We start from the raw sequence: 24,253 nt of genomic DNA, 5'->3' as shown, positions 1-24,253 counted from the left end.
GTGAAGAAATGTTACATCCCCATGAAAATATTCAGCGTAGTTATTATTGATGAGTGATTGATGAATCTTTAGTGACAGTTCACGTGAAGATATTGAGCTCAAAAGTGCTAGCTCGTATAGTCGCGGTATGTTGATTCTTCCTTTGTGCTCAACCATGACTTTTCGATTGCGTTCGACTGTTCTTGCTTCTGTATGCCTAGCGCTGATGAGTACCACGGCACACGGGAAAGATCTGATCAAAATTGAAGGGTCGAGTACCGTTTACCCGATTACCCAAGCCGTCGCCGATCACTTTATGCGTGCCGAGCGGCACAACACCCAAGTGGTGGTGGGCATCACTGGCACAGGTGGCGGATTTCGTAAGTTTTGCCGAGGCCGCACGGATATTTCTAACGCCTCTCGCCCGATTAAAGAGAAAGAGCGAGCGCTGTGTGAAATCAACCACATCGACTATATTGAGCTCCCTGTCGCACTCGATGCAATAACCGTGGTGGTGAACAAAGAAAATCAGTGGATCGATGCGCTCTCTCTTGATGAACTGAAAACACTCTGGGAAAGCACCGCTGAACGCACGATAACTCACTGGCAGCAAGTCAATCCGCACTTCCCTGATCGCCCCATCGTCCTGCACGGCCCTGGATCAGACTCAGGCACTTATGACTATTTTGTTGAGGTGGTGCTGGATGGCAAAGCGAGTCGACAAGACTACACCGCAAATGAAGACGATGAAGCCTTAGTCGCCGAAGTGGCCGCCGATCCCAACGCCATGGCGTTTATCGGCTTTGCCTACTATTTGCAAAATCAAGACAAGCTGAAAGCGATCGCCATCGCTCCCACTGGCTTCAACGCGGTCAAACCCAGTGTCGAGAACGTGATTATGGGACGATATGCCGCACTTTCCCGCCCTCTGTTTATTTACGTGAACAAACAGGCGCTAGAGAAGCGGCCATCACTGAAACGCTTTGTCGATAGTTATATCGACAGAGACAACATCAACAAAGTCGTCTCCCATTCTGGCTACATTCCTCTCTCCAACGATCGCTATGACGCGGCGCGTTTTATTCTTAACTCTAGCCGCTCTGGCTCGGTCTCGATGCCCAAATAGAGCCTTGTAATGCGACTGCACACCATCGCGATTAACGTACATTTTGGTGACCAGAGAAAAAGTGATGAACAGGCCCATGTCCTTGACCAACAGAGAGTTCGTCGGCATGCGCAATGGCTTGTGAGATATATTGTTTAGCCAAATGGACCGCTTTGTGCAGCCGATACCCTTGGGCAAGATAGGACGCAATGGCCGATGACAACGTACAGCCCGTACCATGAGTATTATGAGTGGCGACTCGCTTAGCGCGAATCAATTCACTGCCACTCCTTTCAATCAGCAGATCGTTACTGCTTTCGCCCTCTAGATGCCCCCCTTTAAGAAGCACTGTTTTGGCGCCCAAGGCGCGCAGGGCGTCAATCATCGCTCCCATCTCCTCTTCCGATGTCGGCGTTGCTCGCCCAGTCAGCGCCGCCGCCTCGGGTAAGTTTGGTGTGATCATATCGGCAAGCGGTAGCAGTTCTTTCTTGAGCGCCCCCACCGCACTGGCGTGCAGTAAGCTGTCACCACTGGTGGCCACCATCACCGGGTCCACCACGAGAAACTTGGGCTGATACGCCGCCAAACTTTGTGCCACGACACGGATGATTTCAGCGTCAGCCAGCATGCCAACCTTCACCGCCACGACATTGAGATCGCTCAATACCGCATCGAGCTGCGCTTGAACATGGTCGATAGGGATAGGATGAATGGCGTGAACACCACAGGTATTTTGCGCGGTAATGGCCGTAATAACGGAGCAGGCGTAACTGCCTGTTGCACTGATCGCTTTGATGTCGGCTTGGATGCCCGCGCCGCCGCCACTGTCGGAGCCAGCGATGGTTAGGACAATCGGAGTTTGAGGGTCATAAAATGCGGTTTGGTTCATCGGTGTTCCTCACGCACGCGTCAGGAACTGTGTGCAGAGCGCGTTGGCCAAGCACAACACATAACGGGCGAGATTGTGGCGACCCCACGACACCGCGTTATGAATAGTTCCCTACGTCAGTGCTAACTGAATCAGGTTCAACGGGTCTCGCGATGCGATCTCAGCCCTCCTTCTATGCTTCTACGACAGGCTCGTTAATCAAGCTATCGTTATGACTCGAGCAGAAGGAACGCTCCCCGACTATGTCGCCAACCTTAACCCTGTGATAGCGCAGATGCAACCTATTCAGATCACTTAAATAACCCGAGTGAATCGAGGAGTGGGCGATACGAACGCGACGTTTGGCACACAGAACATTATCGTTTACTCTTAATTTTATAAATTTTCGTTATTGATTTGACGGTTATGCTCAATCCACTCTGGCTCAAAACGTTTCAAACCTTGGTCGAGACCGGCCACTTTACTCATACCGCAGAAAAGCTGTTCATGACTCAGCCCGGTGTCAGCCAGCACATCAAAAAGCTCGAACAGGCTTGCGGCTACCCACTGATTGCGCGTCACAACAAGAGCTTTGAAGTAACGGAACAAGGCAGACAGGTCTATCAGTACGCAAAGCAGCGCGCCAAACAAGAAACAGACCTGATTGCTTCGTTATCTCAGGACGACGCGCATCGCGGTGAGGTGTCGGTCTCTTGCTCTGGCGCGTTGGCGCAGCTTATCTACCCGCATCTGCTCGATTTACAGTGTGAATTTGCACAACTGGTCGTCAAGCTGGAAGTCGCCCCCAACCGTAAGATCATCGACGATTTGGCTGAGGGGCGCGCCGATTTGGGCCTTGTCACTCACATCCCGCTCGACCCGAGAATCGAAGCGCAAGAGATAGGTCAAGAAACCATGTGTTTGATTGTGCCGGCAAACGTCGACGAGCCTATTACCCCTGAACTTCTCCTTGAGATCGGTTTAATTCGCCACCCCGACGCGGAGCACTATCTCTCGCTCTACTTTTCGCAGTGTGGCGACAAAGCGCTGGCGGGGATTGATATTCGCGCCCTGCGCACCTCGGGCTACATCAACCAACTCAGCCAAATTCTTCTGCCAGTTGCCAAAGGGCTCGGTTTTACGGTGCTGCCACACAGCGCATTCAGCTCTTTCACTTTGCGCGATCAACTTGCTGTGCATCAGCCAAAGAAAGCCGTCGTCGAGACCCTGTATTTGGTGAGCAAAAAACAAAGAGCGTGGCCAGCCCGTTTTCATACGGTGGTGGATAAGTTGACGGACGTGATCTCGCTATAACCCAACGCACTGCCATAGCCAAAATTTTCGATAGGCTTGAAACGCAAAATGGAGCCCAAGGCTCCATTTTTGCTGCTGCTTCAACGCTCATTATCGTCGTTATTTGAGGTCATGCCTCTAAGACGTCTTCGCCAGCGAGTTCAGAAATAATCAGTAGATCGGACTCATCCAGTTTAAGCCCCAGCATAGGGAGACCATGCTGAGCACTCCAACAACATAAGAAGACCACACAACCTAATGCTACCCAAAGTAGTGATACCATAGCCTAACCTCCTCCTCAGTTATCATCACCGTCCTTAATAACCTAAAGGTGCCACTTCTCTCATCAGAAGGCGCTCAGATAGACTTTATTCTTTTTACGTTGGGGCGTCTGCACCAAAAGAAATGGGGTAGATTCGCCGGGTCAATCGCTCAATGTCGTATTGTTATCTGGAGTTTATTCGGATTAGAACACCTTAAGGTTATGCTGAGTACTCTTTCAATATAGGGATTGCGATTGTGAAGCGCAACACTCTTTGCGGTGAACACACGAAACCTTGACGTTTTTTATGCGAGCGATCGCATAAATATGCCAATGTGGATATCGGCAATAAAAAATGGGCGCTCGTGGCGCCCATCTTGATGCGAATGATTGTTGATGCAAACAGTGAGACAGCTTAAGCGCCAATAACGCCGCCATCTTCACGGGTAATGGCAACGATGGTGGAGCGAGGCTTGCTGTCACCACCACCAGGGTAGTGAGAAGGCGCACCTTTCTCGCCCGGATGCTGAACACCCACAAACATGGTTTTGTAGTCGGCGGAGAAGGTCAGCCCCGTGATTTCACAGGCAATTGGCCCCGTCAAGAAACGTCGCACTTCACCAGTATTAGGATCGCCGCACAACATTTGGTTGTTCCCTTGACCTGCAAAATCGCCCTGATTTGAGTAGTTTCCGTCCGTTTGAATCCACAAACGACCAGCTTTATCAAAACCGATACCATCCGGACTATTAAACATGTTGTCGGCGTTGATGTTGTCACTGCCCGCGTAGAGCGAATCTTTGTGCACCGTTGGGTTGCCAGCAATCAGGTACAAATCCCAATCAAACTCTGCTTGGGTGTGATCGCCCGAGGTCGGTACCCAGCGAACAATTTGTCCGTAGTGGTTCTCAGCGCGAGGGTTCGGACCACCGACAGGTTGGCCCTCTTTTACGCCGCGGTTTTTGTTGTTGGTGAGGGTACAGAAGACGTGTTGGTTGTCTGGGTGCACCGCCACCCACTCTGGGCGATCCATCGTGGTCGCGCCAACTTGAGTCGCAGCGCGACGTGCAAAAATCATCACCTCGGCTTGATCGTTAAAACCGTTCTCTTTAGTCAGGCCATTTTTGCCATAAGTCAGTTCAATCCACTGCCCCTTGCCTTTCAACTCGTTGTCGTCCATCTCGAACTTGGCGACGTACAAGGTGCCCTCTTCAAGCAAGTTGCGATTGGCAGCATCATTGCCCGGTTGGTAGCGATCGCGAGAGACAAATTTGTAAATGTGCTCCCCACGCTCATCATCACCTAGGTACACCACGACATGACCATCATCGTTGATCAACAGTGCCGCATTCTCGTGCTTAAATCGCCCGAGTGCAGTGCGCTTAAGCGGCGTCGACGTCGGATCGTTTGGATCGATCTCCACAACCCAACCAAAACGGTGTGGCTCATTCGGATGCTTAGCGACATCGAAACGCTCATCGGTGTCATGCCACTGGTAACTGCTCTTCGCTGCTTTGATTCCGTAACGTTTATGATCGTCGCTCAACTCTGCCGTCGTACTGGTGCCAAAATAGCCGTGGAAGTTCTCTTCACAGGTTAAGTATGTGCCCCAAGGCGTTTGACCGTTGGCGCAGTTATTAAAGGTGCCGAGTGGCGCTAAGCCTGAAGGATCCAATTTGGTTTTCATCAACGCATGACCCGCCGCTGGGCCTGTCAGGCGCATTTCTGTGTTAGCGGTAATACGGCGGTTGCGTTTCCCTGCTTTATCCACTTTCCACTCTCCGCCGGATTTGACGATTTCGAACACCGTCACACCGTGTGCCGCTTGCGCTTTTAATACGTCGTCCGCCGTCATCGCTTTACCGCCATGTTCGAACAAGTATTCGTAATTGGTGTATTCGTTGTTCACCGCAATAACAGCGCGATCGTCACTGATAGGGAATAGGCTCATCCCGTCGGTGTTGTCACCAAACTGACGCGCCTGCGCGGCTGAATCTTGCTTACCGCTTTGATCAAACTCTGGCGCATCAGCAAAAATAGGATCACCCCAAGAGAGAAGCGGCGTGGCTTTATAACCTTTAGGTACGATGATCGCATCTTTTGTCGAGGCTGGCACTGCTTCGAAGTTGAGCAAACGACTATCACTTGATGCCGCTATCGCTTTCGCGATCGGGTTGAGGGAAAGAAACGCCCCTGCACTGACGGCAGCGGTTCCGGCTAAGAAACGACGACGAGATAGTCGCGCTTCGATCATCTGGCTGAATTGTGAATCCTGTTCATCACGATCCCACATTGCTGACTCCTTGCTGAGTTATCATTATATAAGCGAGCAAATGTTAGGCGAGTAAGGTTACACATCAGTTAAGGTTTTATTTAACAAATACAAAGTAAAGATGATGCTTTTACTTCGATTACATGACAAGACCAATAAATGGCGATCTCAGTCACATGTAAATTAGAAATTACGCCAATTTCGCGAAAAATTTGTGATCAAAACACTGGTGTTTCGCGCATTTCGCCGCTAAATTGAAATTGTTCATGAGGAACTAGATTCACATCTGCTCAATGAAGAGCATGGTATTTAACGTGAGGGATTATCATGAAGAAAATGAGAAAAGCACAATTGCATCGTGTTCGTATTCAATACTGGAAAGATTCGAACAAAAACACGAACAGCAAACCTCAATAACTGTGCAACCCCAACAAAGCTGGCTTAACCGCCAGCTTTAGTAGTTTTATAGGCCCCCGTTTTTCACCCACTTGAGCATTACGCTGCTCTATGATGACTGGGAAACAGTGACGCCAAGCCATTCACCACACCCAATGTCTCTTTCGAATAAATGTGCTTGTCTTTGTAACCGACAAATTGCACTAAGCGCACCTTGCATGAAAGCAGAACTTGGCGCAACACTCGATTGACCATCTGCACTTCGATCAACGTATCGGATTCCAACCGCGTCACGGGCTGTAAGCTGGCGAGATCAATATTGATCACCACGTCATCACAATGTGACAAGTAGTGGCTCAACTGCTGCTTCACAGTAAAACGAGAGCGAAAGTGGCACTCGTTGACGGACAACCAATCACAGCCGAGATCTTCTGCATAATCAAGCAGCTTCGGATCTTGATTGTCCGAATCCACGCCAAGGCAGAACAAGCGGCTTTGCTGACTGCGCTGCAAGACAAAATGAAACAGCGAGCCTTTCTCAGGCTCTAGAGTCGGTTTGATATCCAAGCTGCGGCTGATATGGATAAACCCCAACTCTCTGCCTTGACTCGCCACCATCGGCAGCGCATGCAGTAAGCTTTCACCGTCATTGGCAAAGAGCACAGGTAAACTGGCCGACTCCATCAACGCAGCAACGGTATCAAGCAAGTGATGTTTGGCCGCTTGTTGGAGATTGAAATGACCGCCATAGCCAATATTGGTCGAGACTTTGTCCGCCAGCCAATCGTAGAGCTCTTCCAAGCTCTGGTTGGCCATATCAAACTCCACTTGGCTCATCGGTTTGATCTGTTCACTGACACTGAGCAAGGTGAGTTTGTCGCAACAGAGCCCAGTAATACTGTGTAGCTTGCGCCGTTGAAATAGCCTAAACATATCCTTTACCTTTCAGGAGGCAGAGCTCTCGCTGCCTGCAATACATGAAGTACAATTTTTTGCTCGTTCATCTCAACGCGATGAGCCGGTGCCATTACCGACACAGCGCCAACAAGTTTGCTACCCTTTAACACCGGCGCGCTGATACCAGACACCCCGGGATCAATTTCAGAGGTACTGACCGCGTACCCCTGGGTTCGAATCGCGTCCAATTTGGTCTGCCAAGCGTCCCATTGCGACTCTTGGCCAAAGTAACGCAAGATTTTCTCGCAGCGCGCACTCGGCATATACGCCAACATCACTTTCGATGAAGCGCCATGCAGCAGCGGCTGACTCTGCCCTTCGACATAACTGCACCTAAGCGCTTGCATGCTCTCTTTTCGGCTGACGCACAGTGCACGATAACCAACAGGCACCATGTAAGCCGCCATTTCGCCCGTCTGCTTTTGTAGGCGTCTGAGCACCGCGGACACTGACTCCAGCTCACTTTGACTCGATTGGTAACTGCGCATCAACATCAAAGCCGCCGGACCGATGATCAAGGTTTTGTCATGCGTACTCTCTTCAATCAGGTTCCACTCTTTCAACATTTTGAGGTGGCGATACAAACTGCTCAGTGGTGTCCCGAGCTGATGACTTAAGATTTTGGCGGTCACCGGCTCGTCGTTGACCGCTACCTGCATGAGCAGTTGTAAGATTTTCTCGTTCACTTGGCCGCTGCCGTTTTTCATGGTCAATTCTTTTCTAACTGGGTCATAGAGTGAGTTCAAATTATATTCTTATAAGGCGAGAATAGTGAGCACAAAGAGCACCTACATTTTCACTGAGTGATAAAAAGCACGCCCTACGCAACCCATTCAAACCATCAATATAACTTTACTTAACGGTAAAGTTAAAATAATCTATGTTGCATAATCATCTCGAGCCGCCCAGCGGCCATCTCGTTTTGGGATCAACGACCACAAGGTTTAGGGATAACATGAAGCCTCTAGCACTCACCCTCAGCGTTCTGTTTGGCGCGGCGGCCACTCTCAGTGTCACCTGCCAACTGTCTAACGCCAGCGAACGTTATCAATCCAACGCGTATCAAGTTCAGTTGCCGATAGAGAAGCAAGCGATCCGGCTCGAGAAGCTCTCCGGTGAATTCCAAGCGTCTGAATACACGAAGATTCTGTCGGATCAGGAAGGCAAAATTACCAATGTCTTGGTCAACGATGGTGCGGTGGTTAAAAAAGGCACGCCGCTGTTTGAATTTAATACCACCTTCGCTCGTTTAGCGGTTCAAGCCGCCCAAGAGGAATACCAACGCGCGCTCGACAATATCCTTGATTTAACGAAATCCGGCGTGACGCGCGGTGAACGACTCGACGGCGCTCGGCAAGCCATTGACGCGACGAGAAAGAATCTGCTTGTCGCCCAAGAAGCGCTCGTCGATACCACCATCGTCGCGCCCTTTTCAGGTAAAGTGGGGCAAATTCTGGTCAGTGCCGGGAACTTCGTCACCAAAGGTCAGGAGTTAACAGAGTTGATCGCCGTCTCTGATGTGGAGCTCCATTTCAGTGCGCCGAATGACGTGCTCTACCCCTACCTAACGACACTGAGTGATCCCGCAGCGCAAACGCCACCGACAGTGTCGGTAAAAAATGCCCACGGCCAATTTATTGATGGCACGCTCAGTTTTGTCGACAGCAAAACCACCGAACAGGCCCAGACACTCTCCGCCTATGCGACCTTTACTAATTCTGATAATCAGTTACTGGTGGGAAGTAAAACCGAGCTCTACCTTAACGCCATAGAACGCCAGGCGACCCTGTTTGTCCCTAAACAGGCGGTGCATACCAAAGAGACCCAAAGCTTTGTCTATGTCCTTGATGGTGATAAGAAAGTGCTAGAAGTGCCGGTCGCGCCGCTGATGGTCAAATCTGAGATCGAGGGCTATCTCGCGGTCACCGGGTTAGAGGCCAACCAGTTTGTCGTCAACGATCCTTACGCGTATGAGCTGGTCGGGCGCAAGATTGAGCCCATTGTGAATCTGGTTGAAGGGCTAAACCAAATCCTTAGCCGCGGATAATCTCGGCAATAGAGTGTCGCAATGTTGAGTCAGCTCTCAACTCTCAGCGACGGGCATACTGGTAGGACCATGCTTATGGTAGCGTTAACACAATGACCACATGGAAGAAATTAGAACACTGCTCTGACCTTTGTATGGATAAAAGAAGTCAACGAAGCGAAAAAACTCGGCAGAATATTATTCAGGCAGCAATGGAGTGCTACCAGGATTTTGGTGTGCAAGGCGCCTCGCTTGAAGCTGTCGCCAAATGCGCAGGCACGTCAAAGCCCACCATCTATGCCCATTACGGCTCGAAAGAGAAGCTCTATCAGAATGTCGTCGAACACATTTTGCACCAAGAGCAAGAGACGCAAAAACTGCCGCCATTTGATCCGACCCGTAGCATTAAATCTCAGCTGTTTGATATTTTCGATCAGCAGTTGGATTTTGTCTTAAGCTGCGAGCGCCGCCGCCTGCTGGTGGCCATCACGATTGAAGCCATGTGTCATGGCAGTTGTCATCTCAACGATCTTGAACAGATCAAAACTTGTCCAATGGAGCATTGGCTGAGCGACGCCATGGCACACAACACACTGCCGCAGCAAAACGCGCGAGAACTGGCGACGAATCTGCTGGCATTAGTGAAAGGTCGCACCTTCTACCCCACATTTCTTGGTATGAATGACGATAATATCGAGCAGCGCCGGGCCAACCTTCACTCCGCGTTGGATTTCTTCCTCCAGACGCAACAAGCACAATAAGAGGCGCAGCAGCGCCCCTTGTTGCTATGTTTATGTGTTTCTGTGTTTATGCGCTTCTCAGTCGCTCAATCTTCTAAGCGATCCGTCCTAAGGATGCCCAATACTACGGCATCCTGCTGACTTCATCACTCTTGGGCCAAGAGCGCCTGCCCATTGGTTTTGATGACCTCTTGATACCAATAGAAGCTCTTTTTGCGCAGGCGCGTCAAGGTACCCGAGCCGTCATCGTGGCGATCGACATAGATATAGCCATAGCGCTTGCTCATCTCTGCAGTAGAGTTCGCGACTAAGTCAATTGGCCCCCAGCTGGTAAAGCCCATTAGCTCGACGCCATCTAATATCGCCTCATGCGCTTGCACCAAATGATCACGTAGATACGCGATACGGTAGTCGTCGATCACCTCACCTTCGTCAGTCACGGTATCACGCGCACCGAGACCATTCTCAACGATAAACAGTGGCTTTTGGTAGCGATCGTGGAGGAAGTTGAGCAGAATGCGCAATCCTTTAGGGTCAATCAACCAGCCCCACTGACTCTTTTCCAGATACGGATTTGGGACACTGTCGACGATATTACCCACCTCTTTTTGTTTCGGATCAGCACTCGCACACCCACTGGCGTAATAACTGAAAGAAATAAAGTCGACACTCGCCGCCGCTAGGGTTTCGATGTCCCCCGCTTCCATCTCGATGGTGATTCCGTTATCACGGAAATAACGCAACATATAACCTGGGTACTTGCCGCGAGTCTGCACATCGCCAAAGAAGAGCCACTTATTGTTCTCATCCATCGCCGCCAAAACGTCATCAGGATTACAGGTGTAAGGGTAGTTAATCGCGCCGAGCAGCATGTTGCCGATTTTCGCGTCAGGGATGATGTCGTGACAGAGCTGCACAGCTTTGGCGTTGGCCACCAGCTGATGGTGGATCGCTTGGTAGATCGCCTGTTCGCTCGCGTCTTCTTGGAGTCCAACCCCAGTAAACGGCGCATGCAACGACATATTGATTTCATTAAAGGTAAGCCAAAGCTTCACTTTCTCCTTATAGCGCGTAAATACGCTGCGCGCATAGCGCTCAAAGAAGGTAATCACTTCTCGGCTACCCCAACCGCCGTAATTTTCCACTAGGGCGTAAGGCATTTCGTAGTGTGAAAGCGTGACAAACGGTGTCATCCCGTGGGCGGCCAATTCGTCAAATAGTCGGTCATAGTAGGCGAGCCCTTCTTCACACGGCTCGGTTTCATCGCCTTGCGGAAAGATACGCGTCCAAGCAATGGATAGACGAAGGCAGTTGAACCCCATCTCCTCAAACAAAGCGATGTCTTCTGGATAACGATGATAAAAATCGATGGCAAGATCTTTGATCCCCTCAGTACGCGCTTCGCGGGTCTGATGTGGGTTTAAGATCCCTTTTGGCAGCATGTCAGCGGTGGAAAGCCCTTTGCCACCAGTGAGGTAAGCGCCCTCTACCTGGTTAGCCGCAATGGCTCCGCCCCAAAGAAAATCGGATGGAAAAGTCATAGTTCATTCTCTTTATTTATGATTTTGACTTGAGTGTACTCGAACCATTAGACACTAAATAAGGTTAGATATTTATCAGGATATTTCCCATTTTTAGGCCAGAGCGCAGCGACAAAAATCGGCAAAATCTGAATGATAGCTCGGTATTTTCAAGCCATTACGAGACCTATCCGACACATCTTTTTCCACAGAAATACTATGCTTATAGAGTAAACAATGACGTAAGAGGGCGTGGTTATGAAATACAAACATATCCTAGTTGCACTAGAGCTGTCTGAAGAGAGTAACGTTCTCATTGAACGCGCCGCGTCTCTCGCTGAGATAGTGGGTGCAAAAGTCTCGTTCATCCATATCGATGGCACACATGGGGAAATCTACCCTGATTTGGTCGATATTCAAGCCGATCCTAGCCGTCGACCTTTGAACGAAAACAACAACCAATGGCTAGAGAAGTTTCAAACCGATTCACCTGTCCCGATCAAGCACTTCCTTGTCGGTACCGGCGATCTCAGTGAGAAATTAACGTACACCATTAAAGAACACGGCTTTGATCTGTTGATTTGTGGCCACCATCAGGACTTTTGGAGCAAAATTGTTTCCTACTCCCGCCACCTCATCAATAAGTCACCGATTGATATCCTCGTCGTGCCAATCACAAGCTAACTGAGATAGCCGCCCTAGGCGGCTATCTTTTTTACAGCTCGGTCAAACGACGAATAACGCGATCGGGCTCAACTCCCCACGGATCAAAAGGCACATCCACGCTGCGCTGCAACCAGACGGTTTTAATACCGGCTGATTGCGCACCCAGCACGTCAAACGGATTGCTCGAGACTAAATAGGTGTCGTTGTCTTGGGTGACCGACAGAAGATGCTGATAGACAGATGGGTTGGGCTTAAAGGTTTTGACCTTTTCACAGCTGATTATCTGCGCAAACTCGTCCCGAATGCCCGCGCGGCGCAGCAACGTCTCAACACTGTGTTGTTCACCATTAGAAAAAGCGACCAGCCGATGCCCTTTCGCTACCAGTGAGGCTAGGCTCTCTTTGACATCATCAAAACAGGGTAAGCGAAGATAGAGGTCGAGAAGCTGCGCTTTCTGTTCCGGCGACAAGGTTGTTTGATGGGCGGCGCATGTGTAATCCAGCGCTTGTTCGGTGCAGGTTGAAAACGGCACATACTCGTTCATCAACCCGCGTCGAAACGCGTATTCGAGCTGCTTATTTCGCCAAGTCACACTCATGGCCTGCCCAAGCCCCGGACGCCACGCTTCCAGTTGAGTCGCCACAAAATGTGTGTCAATCAAAGTGCCATAGACATCAAACGCATAAGTCTTCGTCATTGTTGCCGTATCCATTGTGGAGAGTGTCTTACTATCGTAGACAATGGTGAACGAGTGTTCAATAATAGGACACCCATTCTGAACGAAAGAAGCGATTAAGCGAATGACCGACTCGATAACAGAAACCCTCGCCAGTTTCACCTCTATCGAACAGGCATTGGATTATTTTGAGATAGGCTATGACCGCACGTTTATCGAGCAGAATCGTACCGAGTTGGTGAAGCGGTTTGGGGGTAATCTTATTTTACAAAAGCCTGATGATTGGTTTTCAGCGCGACGTGCGCTAAAAAATGCTTATTGTAAAGTACAGCGCAGCAAGCTGGATAAACACACTCGCTCGGCCTGCCGCGGCTGCACATCTTGTGAACGTCGTTAGGCTTCTTGTTCGATATCCTCTTCTTCGAACATAGATGAGCATTTGATTTCAAACTGATTGAACGAGAAGATGCTAGGGCCATGAACGCGCTTAGTGATCACTTTCTCTTCCCCATATTGCACCGTAACATGGGTGAACACCTTACCTTTTACCTCGATGGTGTTGTCTTCGAGTGCAGAGGTCAATTCCGCTTCATTGCCATCACGGGCACGTTTGACTTTCTCAAGGTGTGCGTTGCTCTCTCGTTTGAGCGTTTCTACCTCTTCTTCTTGCTCTGGCGTCCGTTGAGATTTCGGAATTTTTTTCAACTCCAGCTCTTTACGCACCACCGCCATGGTCGCTTCTTGTGCTTGAGTGTATTGTTCTTTGAGCTTGGCTTGGCGCTCTTTATACATCTGAAAGCGCGCAAACGCCTGAACATGTGTCGCGGTGTCGCCTTCCACACCCAGCTCGACGCAGGTGATTTTTCCACCCACCTTGGCACTGCCGCCGCTTAAGGTGCCGTGTTTTTCGCTGCTATCGGCGACAACGAGGTGGCGACCACAGCGAATGGCGTTGTTCATACTGTGGACATTGAGAATAATATCTTGTCCAGCTTGTAACTCACTGAACTGTGCATAATTGGCCTTTATGCTGCCGCCCGACTTCACCACACAGCTCTTTTCTTCGCCTTCAGAGACATTGTGACCAATGATGCCTTTGGCAACTTCAATGTCACCTTGTGCTTGAACATCCGCCGATTCAATAAATCCACCCACCGTGAGTGATCCGGTTGCCCGAACGACCATATCCGATTCAATGTTGCCAAACACCACCACGTTGCCTTTGAATTTAACATGACCCGTCGCCACACCTATGGTCGGTAAGCAGAGTGCATCTTCCACTTCCACGCTGCGCTCTTTGAGCACCGGCATACCGGATACCTCAGCCAGCAATACATTGGGATTGTTGGGATTCACTTTCGTGCCTTTGCCCGCTTTGAGCATGGCATCGTTACCAGGCTTAGGCGGAATCACCTTACCTTGTACTGTCATACCTGGTGTCCCTTTCGTCGCAGGTACACGTTTCATAAGGGGATCATTTGCTGAGACGGTGATGGTCTCGCCTAAGTTGAGCATGTCCACTTTGCCCCCATCTTGATCTGATTCTTTGGGAGCGAGCACTTGTCTAGCAGGGTCTTTGACTAAAGGAACAAACTTGGCGTCTTTGCCTTGGATGGGATTTTTGCCTTTGGCGACAGGTTGAGTGAAGGTTTCACCGGGTTTGAGTTGATGGCTCATCACCAACACTTTTTTCAGTGCGAGCTTATTGATGCCTTTAGTGACATGGGATTGCGCCAAGGCATGCACGATTTGCGGTCCTTTCAGAGGTTGGCCTTTGTAAGCGCCGGTCACCACCATACTGGCCAGCATGTCGTGTTCTGAGAGCACCACTTCCACCGTCGCGTCACGCACTTCAGCGATAGGAAAGCCCACATACGCTTCACTTTTCGCTTCTCGCGCACACTTGATAAAGCGGTTCACCGCCTCTTCCATCAGATAAAAATCACTGGCGCCAATATTGGCTAACGCAGCGTCTAATCCACGCGTATCGAAATTTCCATCCACACTGATGTCTGGCAATAGCTTCGCGACCACTCCCTGCTCATCTTCTGACAGAGATACTAACTTGTCCCACATAACTGACCTGCTTAACCCACTTAACCTGTCCAGTCTATTCAATTTGATACTGACACAGTATGGAATGTGTGACAAATTCAGGCATAGGTCACTGAACTTTTGTTGTAGAATCGTCCATCAACGCTATTTACAGTGTAAAGTTTGCCAGTGCCGTTTATCGGCCTATCTTATGGTTGAGTGCGCCATCCACTCACTGGGTGGATAATCATTCGGTCGCGCTGCTTCTCTTCAGGCTCCTCTGCGCATCATGCGGAAAGCGGAAAATGGTGCGGCGCGTTTAATGAATAGATCGCGGTCACTTTGCGCCCTTGTTCGCTGTATTGCAGCGAGTCACACAGTTCTGTAGCCAGCACGATACCTCGGCCATAGGTGTGTCCGTCTTGAACTTGCTGGCGTTTTTCGTAGTCAAACCCCTCGCCGTTATGAAGCAAAATCATGGTGACCTTCTCACTGTCAGGCTGATAATCGAGCTCAAGTTTGACCCAGGCACTGTCTTCAAGCTGCTTGAGTTTGTCCTCTCGCTGCTGGTAATAGGTAAAGAAGCCGTCGGGGTCATCTTTTACCGAGGAATCAAGCTTGAGCAAACCATGCTCGATGGCATTAGAAAAGAGCTCAGAGGCCACCGAGCAAATCAGATCCAGATGTGGGCCGCCCGATAACATTCCCTGTAAAAATTGCCTAACTTCGGCCATTACCGACAGGTGACGCAACTTATGGCCGTCAAATTGCAGACTGGCATGTATCGGCACTTGACGTCTCTGCTGTTCCACCGTTTGACAAGCCTCTTCTTCCGCTACAGTAATGGGGAAATGCATGGTCAAAATGGATAAATCGTCACGCACCTCTTGATTGCTAAAGGCTTGTACCGCTTCATACAGCGTTGGGATGACCGCGCGCTGACCTGTGAAACAGGCCTCAAGGCGCTTGGCGCCAAACTGTTCATTGTTGGGGCTGGCGGCTTCAATCACGCCATCGGTGTAGCAAACGATCTGCTGATCAGGCTCCAGTTTGTAGTGCACAATGTCGGCTTCAAACTCGTGCGGCTCAAGCACGCCCAACGGCATGTGGCTTGAGACTAAACGGCTGACAATCTCGCCTCCAGGATCGACAATATACCCATCAGGCAAACCGCCTCCCCACCAAGAGACTTCAAAGCCATTGGCTCTTACTTCAAACACGCTGGCGGCAAGCATCATTCCCATCGGAAGGAAACGCACCAACACTTCGTTGATTTCGGTAACAATTTCCCCGAGCGGTAATCCTTTCGCCGCCATCGTAAAGAATGCGCGCGTCGCAGGTAGCGCGGAGATCGCCGCCGGTAAGCCGTGTCCTGTGGCGTCAGCGATCATCACATAGACACCACCGTGTGGCCGCTTTGCAAGAACAATTAAATCACCGTTAAAGATGGTTGAGGGGGTCGACAAATAATGGATGCCGTACACATTGCTGACCTGGCGGCTCATCTCTTGAGCGAGATTGGCAAAAATCGACTCGGCAATCGAATAGTCGTACCGTACTTGCTCATGAAACTGGCTCAGTTCATCACGCTGCTGCATCACTTCATTGTGCATTTTGACAATCCGATAGTGCGCTTGCACTTTGGCAATGAGGACATTGCGCTCCACCGGTTTGAGGATAAAGTCATCACCAAAGGCAAGGCAGCGCTCAAAAGAGGCGCGATCATCCAAAGCGGTTAAGAAAATGATCGGAATGTGGACGTTAGGAAAGGCTTCTCTGACTTCTTGCGCAGTAGTGAACCCATCTTTCACCGGCATCATGACATCCAACAAAATCAGATCCGGCATCGAATCCATCTGTTGCATCGCCTCCACCACCCCTTGGCCATTTTCAAACATGGTAATGCGTTCGGTGATGTGATCGAGAATAAAACGACACAGCTCACGGTTGGTGGCGTGGTCATCGATGATCATGACATGCATAGGCAGTCCTTACTCTATCGAGAACTTCTTATCGAAACGGGAAATGGCGAGGATTTTTCGCACCTGTGGCAAGGTGTTAGTGATGCGAATCGCCCCATCGGGCTGCCCGAGATAATTGTGCATGTTTAACAGCATCCCAAGCCCTGCACTGTCGATATAGTCGACTTTGCGTAAATCAATCGTAAACCGATAACTGTGTTTGTCTGTATAGCAGCGCCGAAAATCTTGAACGAGGTTAAACCCAAACGCCCCTTCAATGGTAATGGTCACCTCAAGTGAGCCTGAATTCACTGTAGACTTAACCGACATATTGCCCCCTTGGTGGATTAGAACAGCTCAACTTCGCCTTCATCAATGTTTGCTTGCGTTGCCGCCGGTGAACCTCTTTGCTCAACCTGTTCAAGCAATGCGTGCAGTTCACTCGCAAACTCCGCGTCACTGAGGGTTCGTTCTGTCCATGCCAGCGTCAGATCGGCCAGCTGTTGGATAAACGCCACGCTACCTTGCGCGTACTCCCCTTGCTGCGTAATGATGTCAGCAAATTGCAGGGCGCGTATGCCATTGGCAACCTGAACACTGAGCAGATCACCGCTGTGCTTGATTTTGTGGACTTCTTGTTCAACCGACACATTGAGCTGCTGCACGCCTCGCAACATGTCATCGACTTTTTCTTTCGACTCGATCGCTTCCGTCATATCGATGGAGGCCATCTCCCCAACGGTTTTGTTGGCCTCTTGTACCGTGGCTTGCGCGGTGTTAATTTCGCGCTCAATTTGGTTATTCAACTCTTCCGCTTTGACCGAAAGGTGGCGTACTTCATCGGCGACGACGGCAAACCCGCGCCCTGCCTCACCCGCTCGCGCCGCTTCAATCGCCGCATTGAGCGCCAGTAAGTTGGTCTGCTCGGATAACCCGCGAACTTGGTTGAGCAACTTAAACACCGAATCGAGCTTGTCTGACATATCGTGAATGCTGTGCACCGCAGAAATACTTTTTTCCGAGACGATGACTAAGGTGTCCACAAAGTGGCGAATAATGGCTTCGGTTTTCGGTAACACTTGGCTGATGTCATGATCGCTGCCGTGATTGCCCAGCAAGGTTTCCACCAACTCACTCGTCACTTGGCTCTGCTCTTCCGCCAGCTTTTGCAATTCAAAATAGCTTTCATTTAAGGTGTCTACTGATTCGTCTACCACGCTGCGTTGATGGCTAAGCGGATCCGATAATTGAGGGATAACACGTTGCAAGATGTGCCCCAACGCCGCTTCCCGAGCAGGGTTAGGATCATCGCTCGAGGGTGCCTGTGAAGACGCAGCGCTCTCTGTTGGCATCGGGCGTGACTTGGCTAAGACAATCCAAGGCACCGCCGCTACGGCGATCATTAAGGCAAGTTGAAGCTGAGACAGCGCATAACTCACCCCCACACCCAACAGCATCACTTGAATAAGCACCGCGAGCGCGCAGCGTACGCGATGACTCAGTATTCTCTTTTTCTTCATAGGCTCACCAACTGACAAATCTGTTTCGGTATTTTATGCAGCCCGAGAACGTACTCCGCAGCGCCCAAATACACCGCGGCGCCCGGCATACCCCACACCACTGAGCTCAACTCATCTTGAGCAATGGTCGGCGCGCCTTGCTGCTTCATCTTCAACATGCCTCGCGCACCGTCTTTACCCATACCAGTGAGCAAGATACCGATCGCGTGCTCGCCTAACGTCTCGGCAACGGCATCAAACATGACGTCCACGGAGGGTTTGTGGCGATTGATCGCTGGCCTGTCGTCAAGTTCTGCGTACAACTGCCCGCCACGTCGGGTAACGACCAAATGCTTATCGCCGGGGGCTAAATAAGCGCAGCCTGATTTCAGCGCCTCACGAGTCTGGCCAAGTTCTGTCACCTGTATATCCGAGTTCGCGTCGAGCCTGCGCGCAAACGAGGCGGAAAACATCGCGCTAATGTGCTGGGTAATCACTATCGGCGGCAAACCGGCAGGCAAGGTTTTAAGCACCTGATTGACCGCTTCCGTCCCTCCCGTCGAGGCACCGATGGCAATCAGCTCAATGTGATTGGTTTGGCGTATAGGGTCGAGTTTTTGCGTATCAGGCGCCACTGTCTCTCGTCCTACGTTAGCGCCTGCGGCGACTTTGATCTTTTCATTCACCAGCTTTTTGTAATTGACCATCTCGGCGGTGTTTTGCACCGCAGGCTTGGGAAAGTAGTCCACCGCCCCGAGCTCGAGTGCCGCCAGCGTCGGCTCTGCGCCGTGCTGCGTTAACGTGGAGATCATCACCACAGGCATCGGCCGTAAACGCATCAGATTTTTTAAGAACTGAACGCCATTCATTTTTGGCATTTCGATATCCAGAGTCAGCACGTCGGGGTTGTGTTGTTTGATCAAAGCCCGAGCTTGATATGGATCTTCTGCACTGGCGACCACCTCAAGATCCGGATCGCTGTTGATCAGCTCAGTCAAGATCGCGCGGAATACCGGCGAATCATCGACCACCAATACTCTGATTTTTTTCATATAAACAGCTCCGCGTCATCGCCATTGTCACGTTCGTGCTCCAACTTATAGGCATAGGTCGATTCTTGTTGATGCACCGTATGCACTTCACTAAAGGGCACCCGTTTCAGCCACACTTTTCCAATCGAGGGATCAAAGAGTATCTTTCTTGGCTCCATTCCCCCAAGATCTTGCGCCACCACATCCAATTGCTCGCGCTCAACATAACTCAGAATAAAACTGACGTTTTTCTCCCCTATCATCGATTCTTTGCCGAGCATTTGCGCCCCACCAAACAGTTTAACCACCAAGCGATGCCGACGCGCACCCAAACCAATCAGTTGATTGATCAACATTTCCATCGCATAACAACCGTAGCGAGAAGCACTCGAATCCAACGCGCTCGGCTGCCAAGATTTGATTTGGCTGCGATTCTCAAAAGGCAGGAGAAAGTGATTCATGCCGCCGATACGTGTGACGGGATCCCACATGCAGGCTGAGATGCATGACCCTAGACCAGTCACAATCAACTCGTCACTCGCCTCACTGCAATAAACGCCGCCGGGGTACACTTTGACAAAGTGCTTTTCTCGGATAGGGTGATAAAACCGACTAACATGACAAGCCCCATTTTGCGGGTCGACGTTCGGGCCGTGGTATGGCGTCATAACCGCTTCCTACTTTTTGACATAAATTGTGTGACCGAGGTGATGAAAGCAATCCACTCCATCTGGTAAGCTCTCCGAGTGGCCTAAAAACAGCACCCCATCAGGGGATAGCTGTTGATAAAAGCGTTTGAGCAATCGCGCCTGCGTTTTTTTGTCGAAATAGATCATCACGTTACGGCAGAATATGACATCAAAGCTCGCTGTAAATGGCCAAGTTTCAAGCAAGTTGAGTGGTGAAAACTGTACGTGATCCATCAGTCGCTGTTTGACTTTGATCTGGCCACTTTGGCGTCCAACACCTCGAACAAAGTTCCCCTTTAGATAGTGCTTAGGAATAGAGTTGAGTGCCTCATCACTGTAAATGCCAAGTTGCGCCTTCTCGAGTACCGCAGTATCTAGGTCTGTCGCAACAATCACGACTTCGTCCAACTGACCTTTGCGTTCAAATGCCGCAAGTGAAGCGGCAATGCTGTAGGGCTCCTCACCACTAGAGCAGCCCGCGGACCACACCGCGACCTGCTTTTTGCCTTGCTCCTGCCACTGGCGACTGAGCACCTGCTCCAAAAATCCAAAATGGTGGTACTCACGGAAAAACGACGTTTTATTGGTCGTCAAACAATTGATGAAAGTGACTCGCTCCTGGCGGTCATTCTCAATCAACGGGCGATACTCTCTAAAACGGCGTAGCCCCAATCGGCGCAACTGACGACTGACACGGCCATAGACCATAGCGCGCTTCTGATCCGAGAGAAAAATGCCCACGTGTTTATGCATAAACCATTGGATAAAATGAAAATCTTTATCCGTGAGCTCAAACTCTTGCTCGGGTAGCGTCAATTCCGTGTTCAAAATTCTTCCCATTCGTCGCCTTCCTCTTCCACCTTAAATGCCGTGTTGCTGACTTTGTTGGTGCGAATCTCTCTGACGTTATTTTCGTTAGGGGCTTTGTTGCTGCGCGAATCAAAGCTGGCCACTTTGGCGTCGGTCACAAAGAAGTTCATAAGATTGAGCAACTCTTTGCCTTCATCTTTGAGCGATTGGCTGGCGGCTGAGGTTTCTTCAACCAGCGACGCATTCTGCTGTGTCATTTCGTCCATCGTCGCGACGGCTCGATTGATCTCGTCAATGCCGGTCGATTGCTCCACACTGGAAGAAGCAATCTGTTTAATCAACTGGTTGACCTTCTCCACCGCTTCGACAATTTCACTGAGTGTGTCGCCGGACTCACCCACTAAGCGTGAACCTTCATCGACTTTCTCCACACTGTCTTTGATAAGGCCCTTGATCTCTTTGGCGGCCGCCGCACTGCGCTGCGCTAGATTGCGCACTTCACCCGCGACAACGGCGAAACCGCGTCCTTGCTCGCCAGCGCGCGCCGCTTCCACCGCTGCATTAAGTGCTAACAAGTTGGTTTGAAAAGCAATTTCGTCTATTACGCCAATGATGTCGGAGATCTTTTTACTGGCCGAGTTAATGTCAGCCATCGCAGAAACCGCCTGACCAACCACTTGGCCGCCTTTGGTGGCTTTTTTCGTTGCATCCACGGCCAATTCGTTAACGCCTTTCGCGTTGTCGGCATTTTGTTTCACCGTTGCTGTCATCTGTTCCATGCTCGCCGCGGTTTGCTCGAGATTCGCGGCTTGAGCTTCCACTCGTTGACTCAAATCGTTGTTGCCTTCGGCGATCTCTGATGAGGCGGTAGCAACGCGCGCCGAGGATTGCGTGATCTTATCCACCATATCGCGCAAGTTGAGAATCGAGGTATTGACCGAGTGAGACAATCGACCCAGTTCCCCGTTATTGCTCTCGGGCATCGTCGTATTAAGATTCCCTTTCGCCACTTGGCTCATCACATCAATGCACTGCCCTATCGGTGTCACCATAGTGTCGAGTAGGCTATTAATGCCATCCCCCAACTCTTTCATAAAGCCGCTGTACACACTGGTGTCAATCCGCTCTTGCAGCTCACCGGCGATCGCTTTTTGTATCAAAGACTCGACCTGACGCTGCCCATCTTGCTGTTCGGTAATATCCACCCACTGTAAGGCAGGACCGATGTACTTGCCCTGGCCATCTTTCATGGCAATACAGGTCAAATTGAACTCTAGTCCTCCGACCGCAATATTAGAGCTAAATGGCAAGCGGTCAGGGTTAGCAATGATGCTCTTTTGATGGGCGGGGTTTTTATGGAATACATCGATGTTACGCCCAACTAAATTGCTGGCATCAAAGCCGGGAAGTGCTTGCCTTAGCTCCTCTTCACGCGATTTTAGTAAAGTGAGCAAAGCCGGGTTGACGTAAGTAATCACCCCTTCCATATCGGCCATCATTAGATTCGTCGTCATGCCCGCCACCGCAGAGGCGAGGCGCCCGATCTCTTCTTCTTTTGCTCGCTCATCGGTGACATCGCGCCACTCTAGCGTATTGCCAATGTAAGCCCCTTGGGCATCGTGTATGGCAGCGACGTTCAACTCAATCTTCAAATCACCAATGGTGATATCGGTGCTGTAAGGTAAATTGTTCGGATCGGCCAGCATCTTGCGCTGATGAGCGGGGTTTTGATGAAACTCATCAATACAACGCCCCATAAGCCATTCCGCACTTGCGGTAAATCCAGACCATACCGAGCGCAGCGTCGCCTCGTGCTGACGAAATAGCGTCAGCGTCTCTTTGTTGATGTAGGTGATCAAAAAGTCTCGGTCAATCATCACCATGGCAGTTTGCGCTTGGTCAACAGCGGCTTGGAGTCTCGCAATGTCTTGGCTTATCTGCTCAGACTGCGTGACATCAGACCATTCCAAGGTATTACCAACATACTGCCCTTTGGCATCTATGATGGCGCCGACATTGAGTTCAATCCTCACGTCTTTGACCGAAATGGTCGTGGTGTAAGGTAAATTATTGGGATTAGAAAGAAGTTGGCGCTGGTGGCTTGGATTAGCGTGGAACGCATCTATACAGAACCCGAGTAAGTCATCTTCGTTTGCCTTGAAACTCGGCCACATTGATTGAAACAGCGCTTCATGGTGCTTGAGTAGTTCCAGAGACTTCTGATTGAGATAGGTAATCTTGAAATTACGATCAATCATCATCAGCGCGGTTTGCGCCGCATTCAGTGCAGACATGAGTTGCTCTTTGGAAATGCCGCTCTCTTGCTCCACATCCAGAGTAAAGTCTTGAGTCAACGTGTCTTCCGTCGGGGTTGAAAATTGCTGAGCTTGCTCTGCCTTTCTGTTCCAAAATCCCATACCTGTCCCTCTTCTTGCCATGCTCTATTGTTATCAGTGTTTGCTTTAGACCCAGCTCTCATGTTGAGTCAGTTCAGAAAGCTTTTCGACATCCAATAAAGCTTCTATATTCAGTAGGATGAGGTGACCTGCTTGCACCGAAGCGAGCCCCCGAATAAAACGCTGGTCTACCCCCATCGACACTTTAGGTGGTGCCTTGATGGCCTCATCACTAAGGGGATACACCTCTGACACCGCATCAACCATGATGCCAAACGGGTTGCCTTGACCATCACTCAACACCACGATGACCGTCACGTCGGTCAGCTCGGTTTTGCCCAGACCAAGACGCATTTTGAGGTCAATGATGGGTAAGTACTCGCCGCGGATTTCCCACACGCCTTTGAAATAGTCTGGAGAGTTCGGGACTTTGCGCACAGGCGACCAGCCCCGTAGTTCTCGCACATCTAAAATCGGCACGCCGTATTCGTCATCTTGTAGGGTGAAACTCAAAAACTCATGTCGGGTTTCCATTACTTCGCCCTCAAGATTTTGTCCATGTTGAGCAGCTCGTGGATATCAAGCAGGGACATCACCTGCTCGCCCACATTCATCAACCCAACCAAATAGGGTGTCACGGCCGTGTCGCCAACACAGGGGTGAAGGGTTTTGTCGTCTTGCGCCAACACATCGCTGACCGCATCCACCACGACGCCCATCAGGCGCTCACCTTGATCCCCCTCTTCTCGCAATACAATCACAACGGTCGTCGGCAAGTATTGGCATTCACCTAACGAAAATCGTCGTCTTAAATCCGTCACTGGCACGATCATGCCGCGAATATTGATCACGCCACAGACAAATTCCGGGGCGCGAGGTATCGGCGTCGGCTTTTCCCAAACCCGAATCTCTTCGACATCCTTAATCGGCACCGCATACAACTCGTCAGCAAGCAGAAAGCTGAGAAAATCCGCGCTCTGCTCACCAAGCTCTTCGCTGTATTGCCCAGACACTAGCGCCGCGTCATGAGCTAGCGCGTCTGTATCTGGTTGAATGGCGGTCACTTGATTCAT

Annotated in this window: 23 protein-coding genes and 1 riboswitch; of the genes, 6 read left to right on the top strand and 17 right to left on the bottom strand. The window is 50.4% G+C overall.

What is annotated here, in order from left to right; genetic code table 11:
• Positions 1–154: 154 nt before the first annotated feature.
• On the top strand, positions 155–1,105 hold the full coding sequence (locus tag AC6R03_RS07230) for a PstS family phosphate ABC transporter substrate-binding protein (RefSeq protein WP_500630987.1): 951 nt from the start codon (positions 155–157) through the stop codon (positions 1,103–1,105).
• A gap of 31 nt (positions 1,106–1,136) precedes the next feature.
• Here the strand turns inward: AC6R03_RS07230 and thiD are convergent, their stop codons facing one another.
• The gene (thiD, locus tag AC6R03_RS07225) at positions 1,137–1,973 is read right to left on the bottom strand and encodes a bifunctional hydroxymethylpyrimidine kinase/phosphomethylpyrimidine kinase (RefSeq protein WP_500630986.1); all 837 of its coding nucleotides are present in this window, start codon (positions 1,971–1,973) and stop codon (positions 1,137–1,139) included.
• A gap of 91 nt (positions 1,974–2,064) precedes the next feature.
• A riboswitch (TPP riboswitch) is annotated at positions 2,065–2,222 on the bottom strand.
• A gap of 156 nt (positions 2,223–2,378) precedes the next feature.
• On the opposite strand from thiD, the gene AC6R03_RS07220 reads away from it, so the two are divergent.
• Positions 2,379–3,266 carry a LysR family transcriptional regulator gene (locus AC6R03_RS07220; RefSeq protein WP_500627323.1) on the top strand — a complete coding sequence of 296 codons (888 nt, stop codon included), beginning with the start codon at positions 2,379–2,381 and terminating at the stop codon, positions 3,264–3,266.
• Positions 3,267–3,375: 109 nt separating this feature from the next.
• On the opposite strand, the gene AC6R03_RS07215 is transcribed toward AC6R03_RS07220, so the two are convergent.
• From AC6R03_RS07215 to AC6R03_RS07200, 4 genes are all read right to left on the bottom strand, one after another.
• Positions 3,376–3,528: a hypothetical protein gene (locus AC6R03_RS07215; RefSeq protein WP_334553060.1), complete on the bottom strand. Its 153-nt coding sequence runs from the start codon at positions 3,526–3,528 to the stop codon at positions 3,376–3,378.
• Positions 3,529–3,922: 394 nt separating this feature from the next.
• Positions 3,923–5,800 (bottom strand): PhoX family protein, encoded by a 1,878-nt coding sequence (locus tag AC6R03_RS07210; RefSeq protein ID WP_500629169.1) that lies wholly within the window; start codon positions 5,798–5,800, stop codon positions 3,923–3,925.
• Between the two features lie 474 nt (positions 5,801–6,274).
• Entirely contained in the window at positions 6,275–7,108 is an 834-nt protein-coding gene (locus AC6R03_RS07205) for an arginase (RefSeq protein ID WP_500630967.1), read from the bottom strand.
• A 5-nt stretch (positions 7,109–7,113) separates the two neighbouring features.
• Positions 7,114–7,839: an IclR family transcriptional regulator gene (locus AC6R03_RS07200; RefSeq protein WP_500630968.1), complete on the bottom strand. Its 726-nt coding sequence runs from the start codon at positions 7,837–7,839 to the stop codon at positions 7,114–7,116.
• 248 nt (positions 7,840–8,087) lie between these two features.
• On the opposite strand from AC6R03_RS07200, the gene AC6R03_RS07195 reads away from it, so the two are divergent.
• Together AC6R03_RS07195 and AC6R03_RS07190 are read left to right on the top strand one after the other, a co-directional pair.
• A complete protein-coding gene (locus AC6R03_RS07195) occupies positions 8,088–9,179 on the top strand; it encodes an efflux RND transporter periplasmic adaptor subunit (RefSeq protein ID WP_500630969.1) in 1,092 nt (363 codons plus the stop codon).
• A gap of 134 nt (positions 9,180–9,313) precedes the next feature.
• The gene (locus AC6R03_RS07190) at positions 9,314–9,919 is read left to right on the top strand and encodes a TetR/AcrR family transcriptional regulator (protein ID WP_334568186.1); all 606 of its coding nucleotides are present in this window, start codon (positions 9,314–9,316) and stop codon (positions 9,917–9,919) included.
• A 125-nt stretch (positions 9,920–10,044) separates the two neighbouring features.
• Here AC6R03_RS07190 and AC6R03_RS07185 read toward each other — a convergent pair whose 3' ends face one another.
• Positions 10,045–11,439, bottom strand: coding sequence for a glycoside hydrolase family 1 protein (locus tag AC6R03_RS07185; RefSeq protein WP_500630970.1), 1,395 nt, complete (start codon positions 11,437–11,439; stop codon positions 10,045–10,047).
• 237 nt (positions 11,440–11,676) lie between these two features.
• On the opposite strand from AC6R03_RS07185, the gene AC6R03_RS07180 reads away from it, so the two are divergent.
• Positions 11,677–12,102, top strand: coding sequence for a universal stress protein (locus AC6R03_RS07180; RefSeq protein WP_500630971.1), 426 nt, complete (start codon positions 11,677–11,679; stop codon positions 12,100–12,102).
• A 31-nt stretch (positions 12,103–12,133) separates the two neighbouring features.
• Here AC6R03_RS07180 and AC6R03_RS07175 read toward each other — a convergent pair whose 3' ends face one another.
• Positions 12,134–12,781, bottom strand: coding sequence for a haloacid dehalogenase type II (locus AC6R03_RS07175; RefSeq protein WP_500630972.1), 648 nt, complete (start codon positions 12,779–12,781; stop codon positions 12,134–12,136).
• A gap of 103 nt (positions 12,782–12,884) precedes the next feature.
• Between AC6R03_RS07175 and AC6R03_RS07170 the strand changes: the two genes are divergently transcribed.
• Positions 12,885–13,157, top strand: a complete 273-nt coding sequence (locus AC6R03_RS07170; protein WP_487902471.1) for a nitrogenase-stabilizing/protective protein NifW — start codon at positions 12,885–12,887, stop codon at positions 13,155–13,157.
• Here AC6R03_RS07170 and AC6R03_RS07165 read toward each other — a convergent pair.
• The 10 genes from AC6R03_RS07165 to AC6R03_RS07120 all read right to left on the bottom strand — a co-directional run bounded on the left by AC6R03_RS07165 (position 13,154) and on the right by AC6R03_RS07120 (position 24,253).
• A complete protein-coding gene (locus AC6R03_RS07165; protein ID WP_500630973.1) occupies positions 13,154–14,836 on the bottom strand; it encodes a flagellar assembly protein A in 1,683 nt (560 codons plus the stop codon). The genes AC6R03_RS07170 and AC6R03_RS07165 overlap by 4 nt on opposite strands.
• Before the next feature lie 245 nt (positions 14,837–15,081).
• Positions 15,082–16,776, bottom strand: a complete 1,695-nt coding sequence (locus tag AC6R03_RS07160; RefSeq protein WP_500630974.1) for a SpoIIE family protein phosphatase — start codon at positions 16,774–16,776, stop codon at positions 15,082–15,084.
• A 9-nt stretch (positions 16,777–16,785) separates the two neighbouring features.
• Positions 16,786–17,085, bottom strand: a complete 300-nt coding sequence (locus tag AC6R03_RS07155; protein ID WP_500627334.1) for an STAS domain-containing protein — start codon at positions 17,083–17,085, stop codon at positions 16,786–16,788.
• 17 nt (positions 17,086–17,102) lie between these two features.
• Complete coding sequence (locus tag AC6R03_RS07150; protein WP_500630975.1) at positions 17,103–18,275, bottom strand: methyl-accepting chemotaxis protein; 1,173 nt, start codon at positions 18,273–18,275, stop codon at positions 17,103–17,105.
• Complete coding sequence (locus AC6R03_RS07145; RefSeq protein ID WP_500630976.1) at positions 18,272–19,306, bottom strand: protein-glutamate methylesterase/protein-glutamine glutaminase; 1,035 nt, start codon at positions 19,304–19,306, stop codon at positions 18,272–18,274. The genes AC6R03_RS07150 and AC6R03_RS07145 overlap by 4 nt, the downstream gene beginning before the upstream one ends.
• Positions 19,303–19,953, bottom strand: a complete 651-nt coding sequence (locus AC6R03_RS07140; protein ID WP_487902466.1) for a chemotaxis protein CheD — start codon at positions 19,951–19,953, stop codon at positions 19,303–19,305. The genes AC6R03_RS07145 and AC6R03_RS07140 overlap by 4 nt, the downstream gene beginning before the upstream one ends.
• A gap of 9 nt (positions 19,954–19,962) precedes the next feature.
• Entirely contained in the window at positions 19,963–20,814 is an 852-nt protein-coding gene (locus AC6R03_RS07135; protein WP_500630977.1) for a CheR family methyltransferase, read from the bottom strand.
• Complete coding sequence (gene aer2 / locus AC6R03_RS07130; protein WP_500630978.1) at positions 20,799–23,201, bottom strand: aerotaxis transducer Aer2; 2,403 nt, start codon at positions 23,199–23,201, stop codon at positions 20,799–20,801. Before aer2 ends, AC6R03_RS07135 begins: the two co-directional genes overlap by 16 nt.
• Before the next feature lie 45 nt (positions 23,202–23,246).
• Positions 23,247–23,714 (bottom strand): chemotaxis protein CheW, encoded by a 468-nt coding sequence (locus tag AC6R03_RS07125; protein ID WP_500630979.1) that lies wholly within the window; start codon positions 23,712–23,714, stop codon positions 23,247–23,249.
• A complete protein-coding gene (locus AC6R03_RS07120) occupies positions 23,714–24,253 on the bottom strand; it encodes a chemotaxis protein CheW (RefSeq protein ID WP_500630980.1) in 540 nt (179 codons plus the stop codon). The genes AC6R03_RS07125 and AC6R03_RS07120 overlap by 1 nt, the downstream gene beginning before the upstream one ends.

This window comes from Vibrio sp. R10-SG-ISO4, from assembly GCF_059834135.1.
The sequence above is the reverse complement of the archived record's forward strand: the minus strand, read 5'-3'. Positions and strand labels throughout refer to the sequence as shown.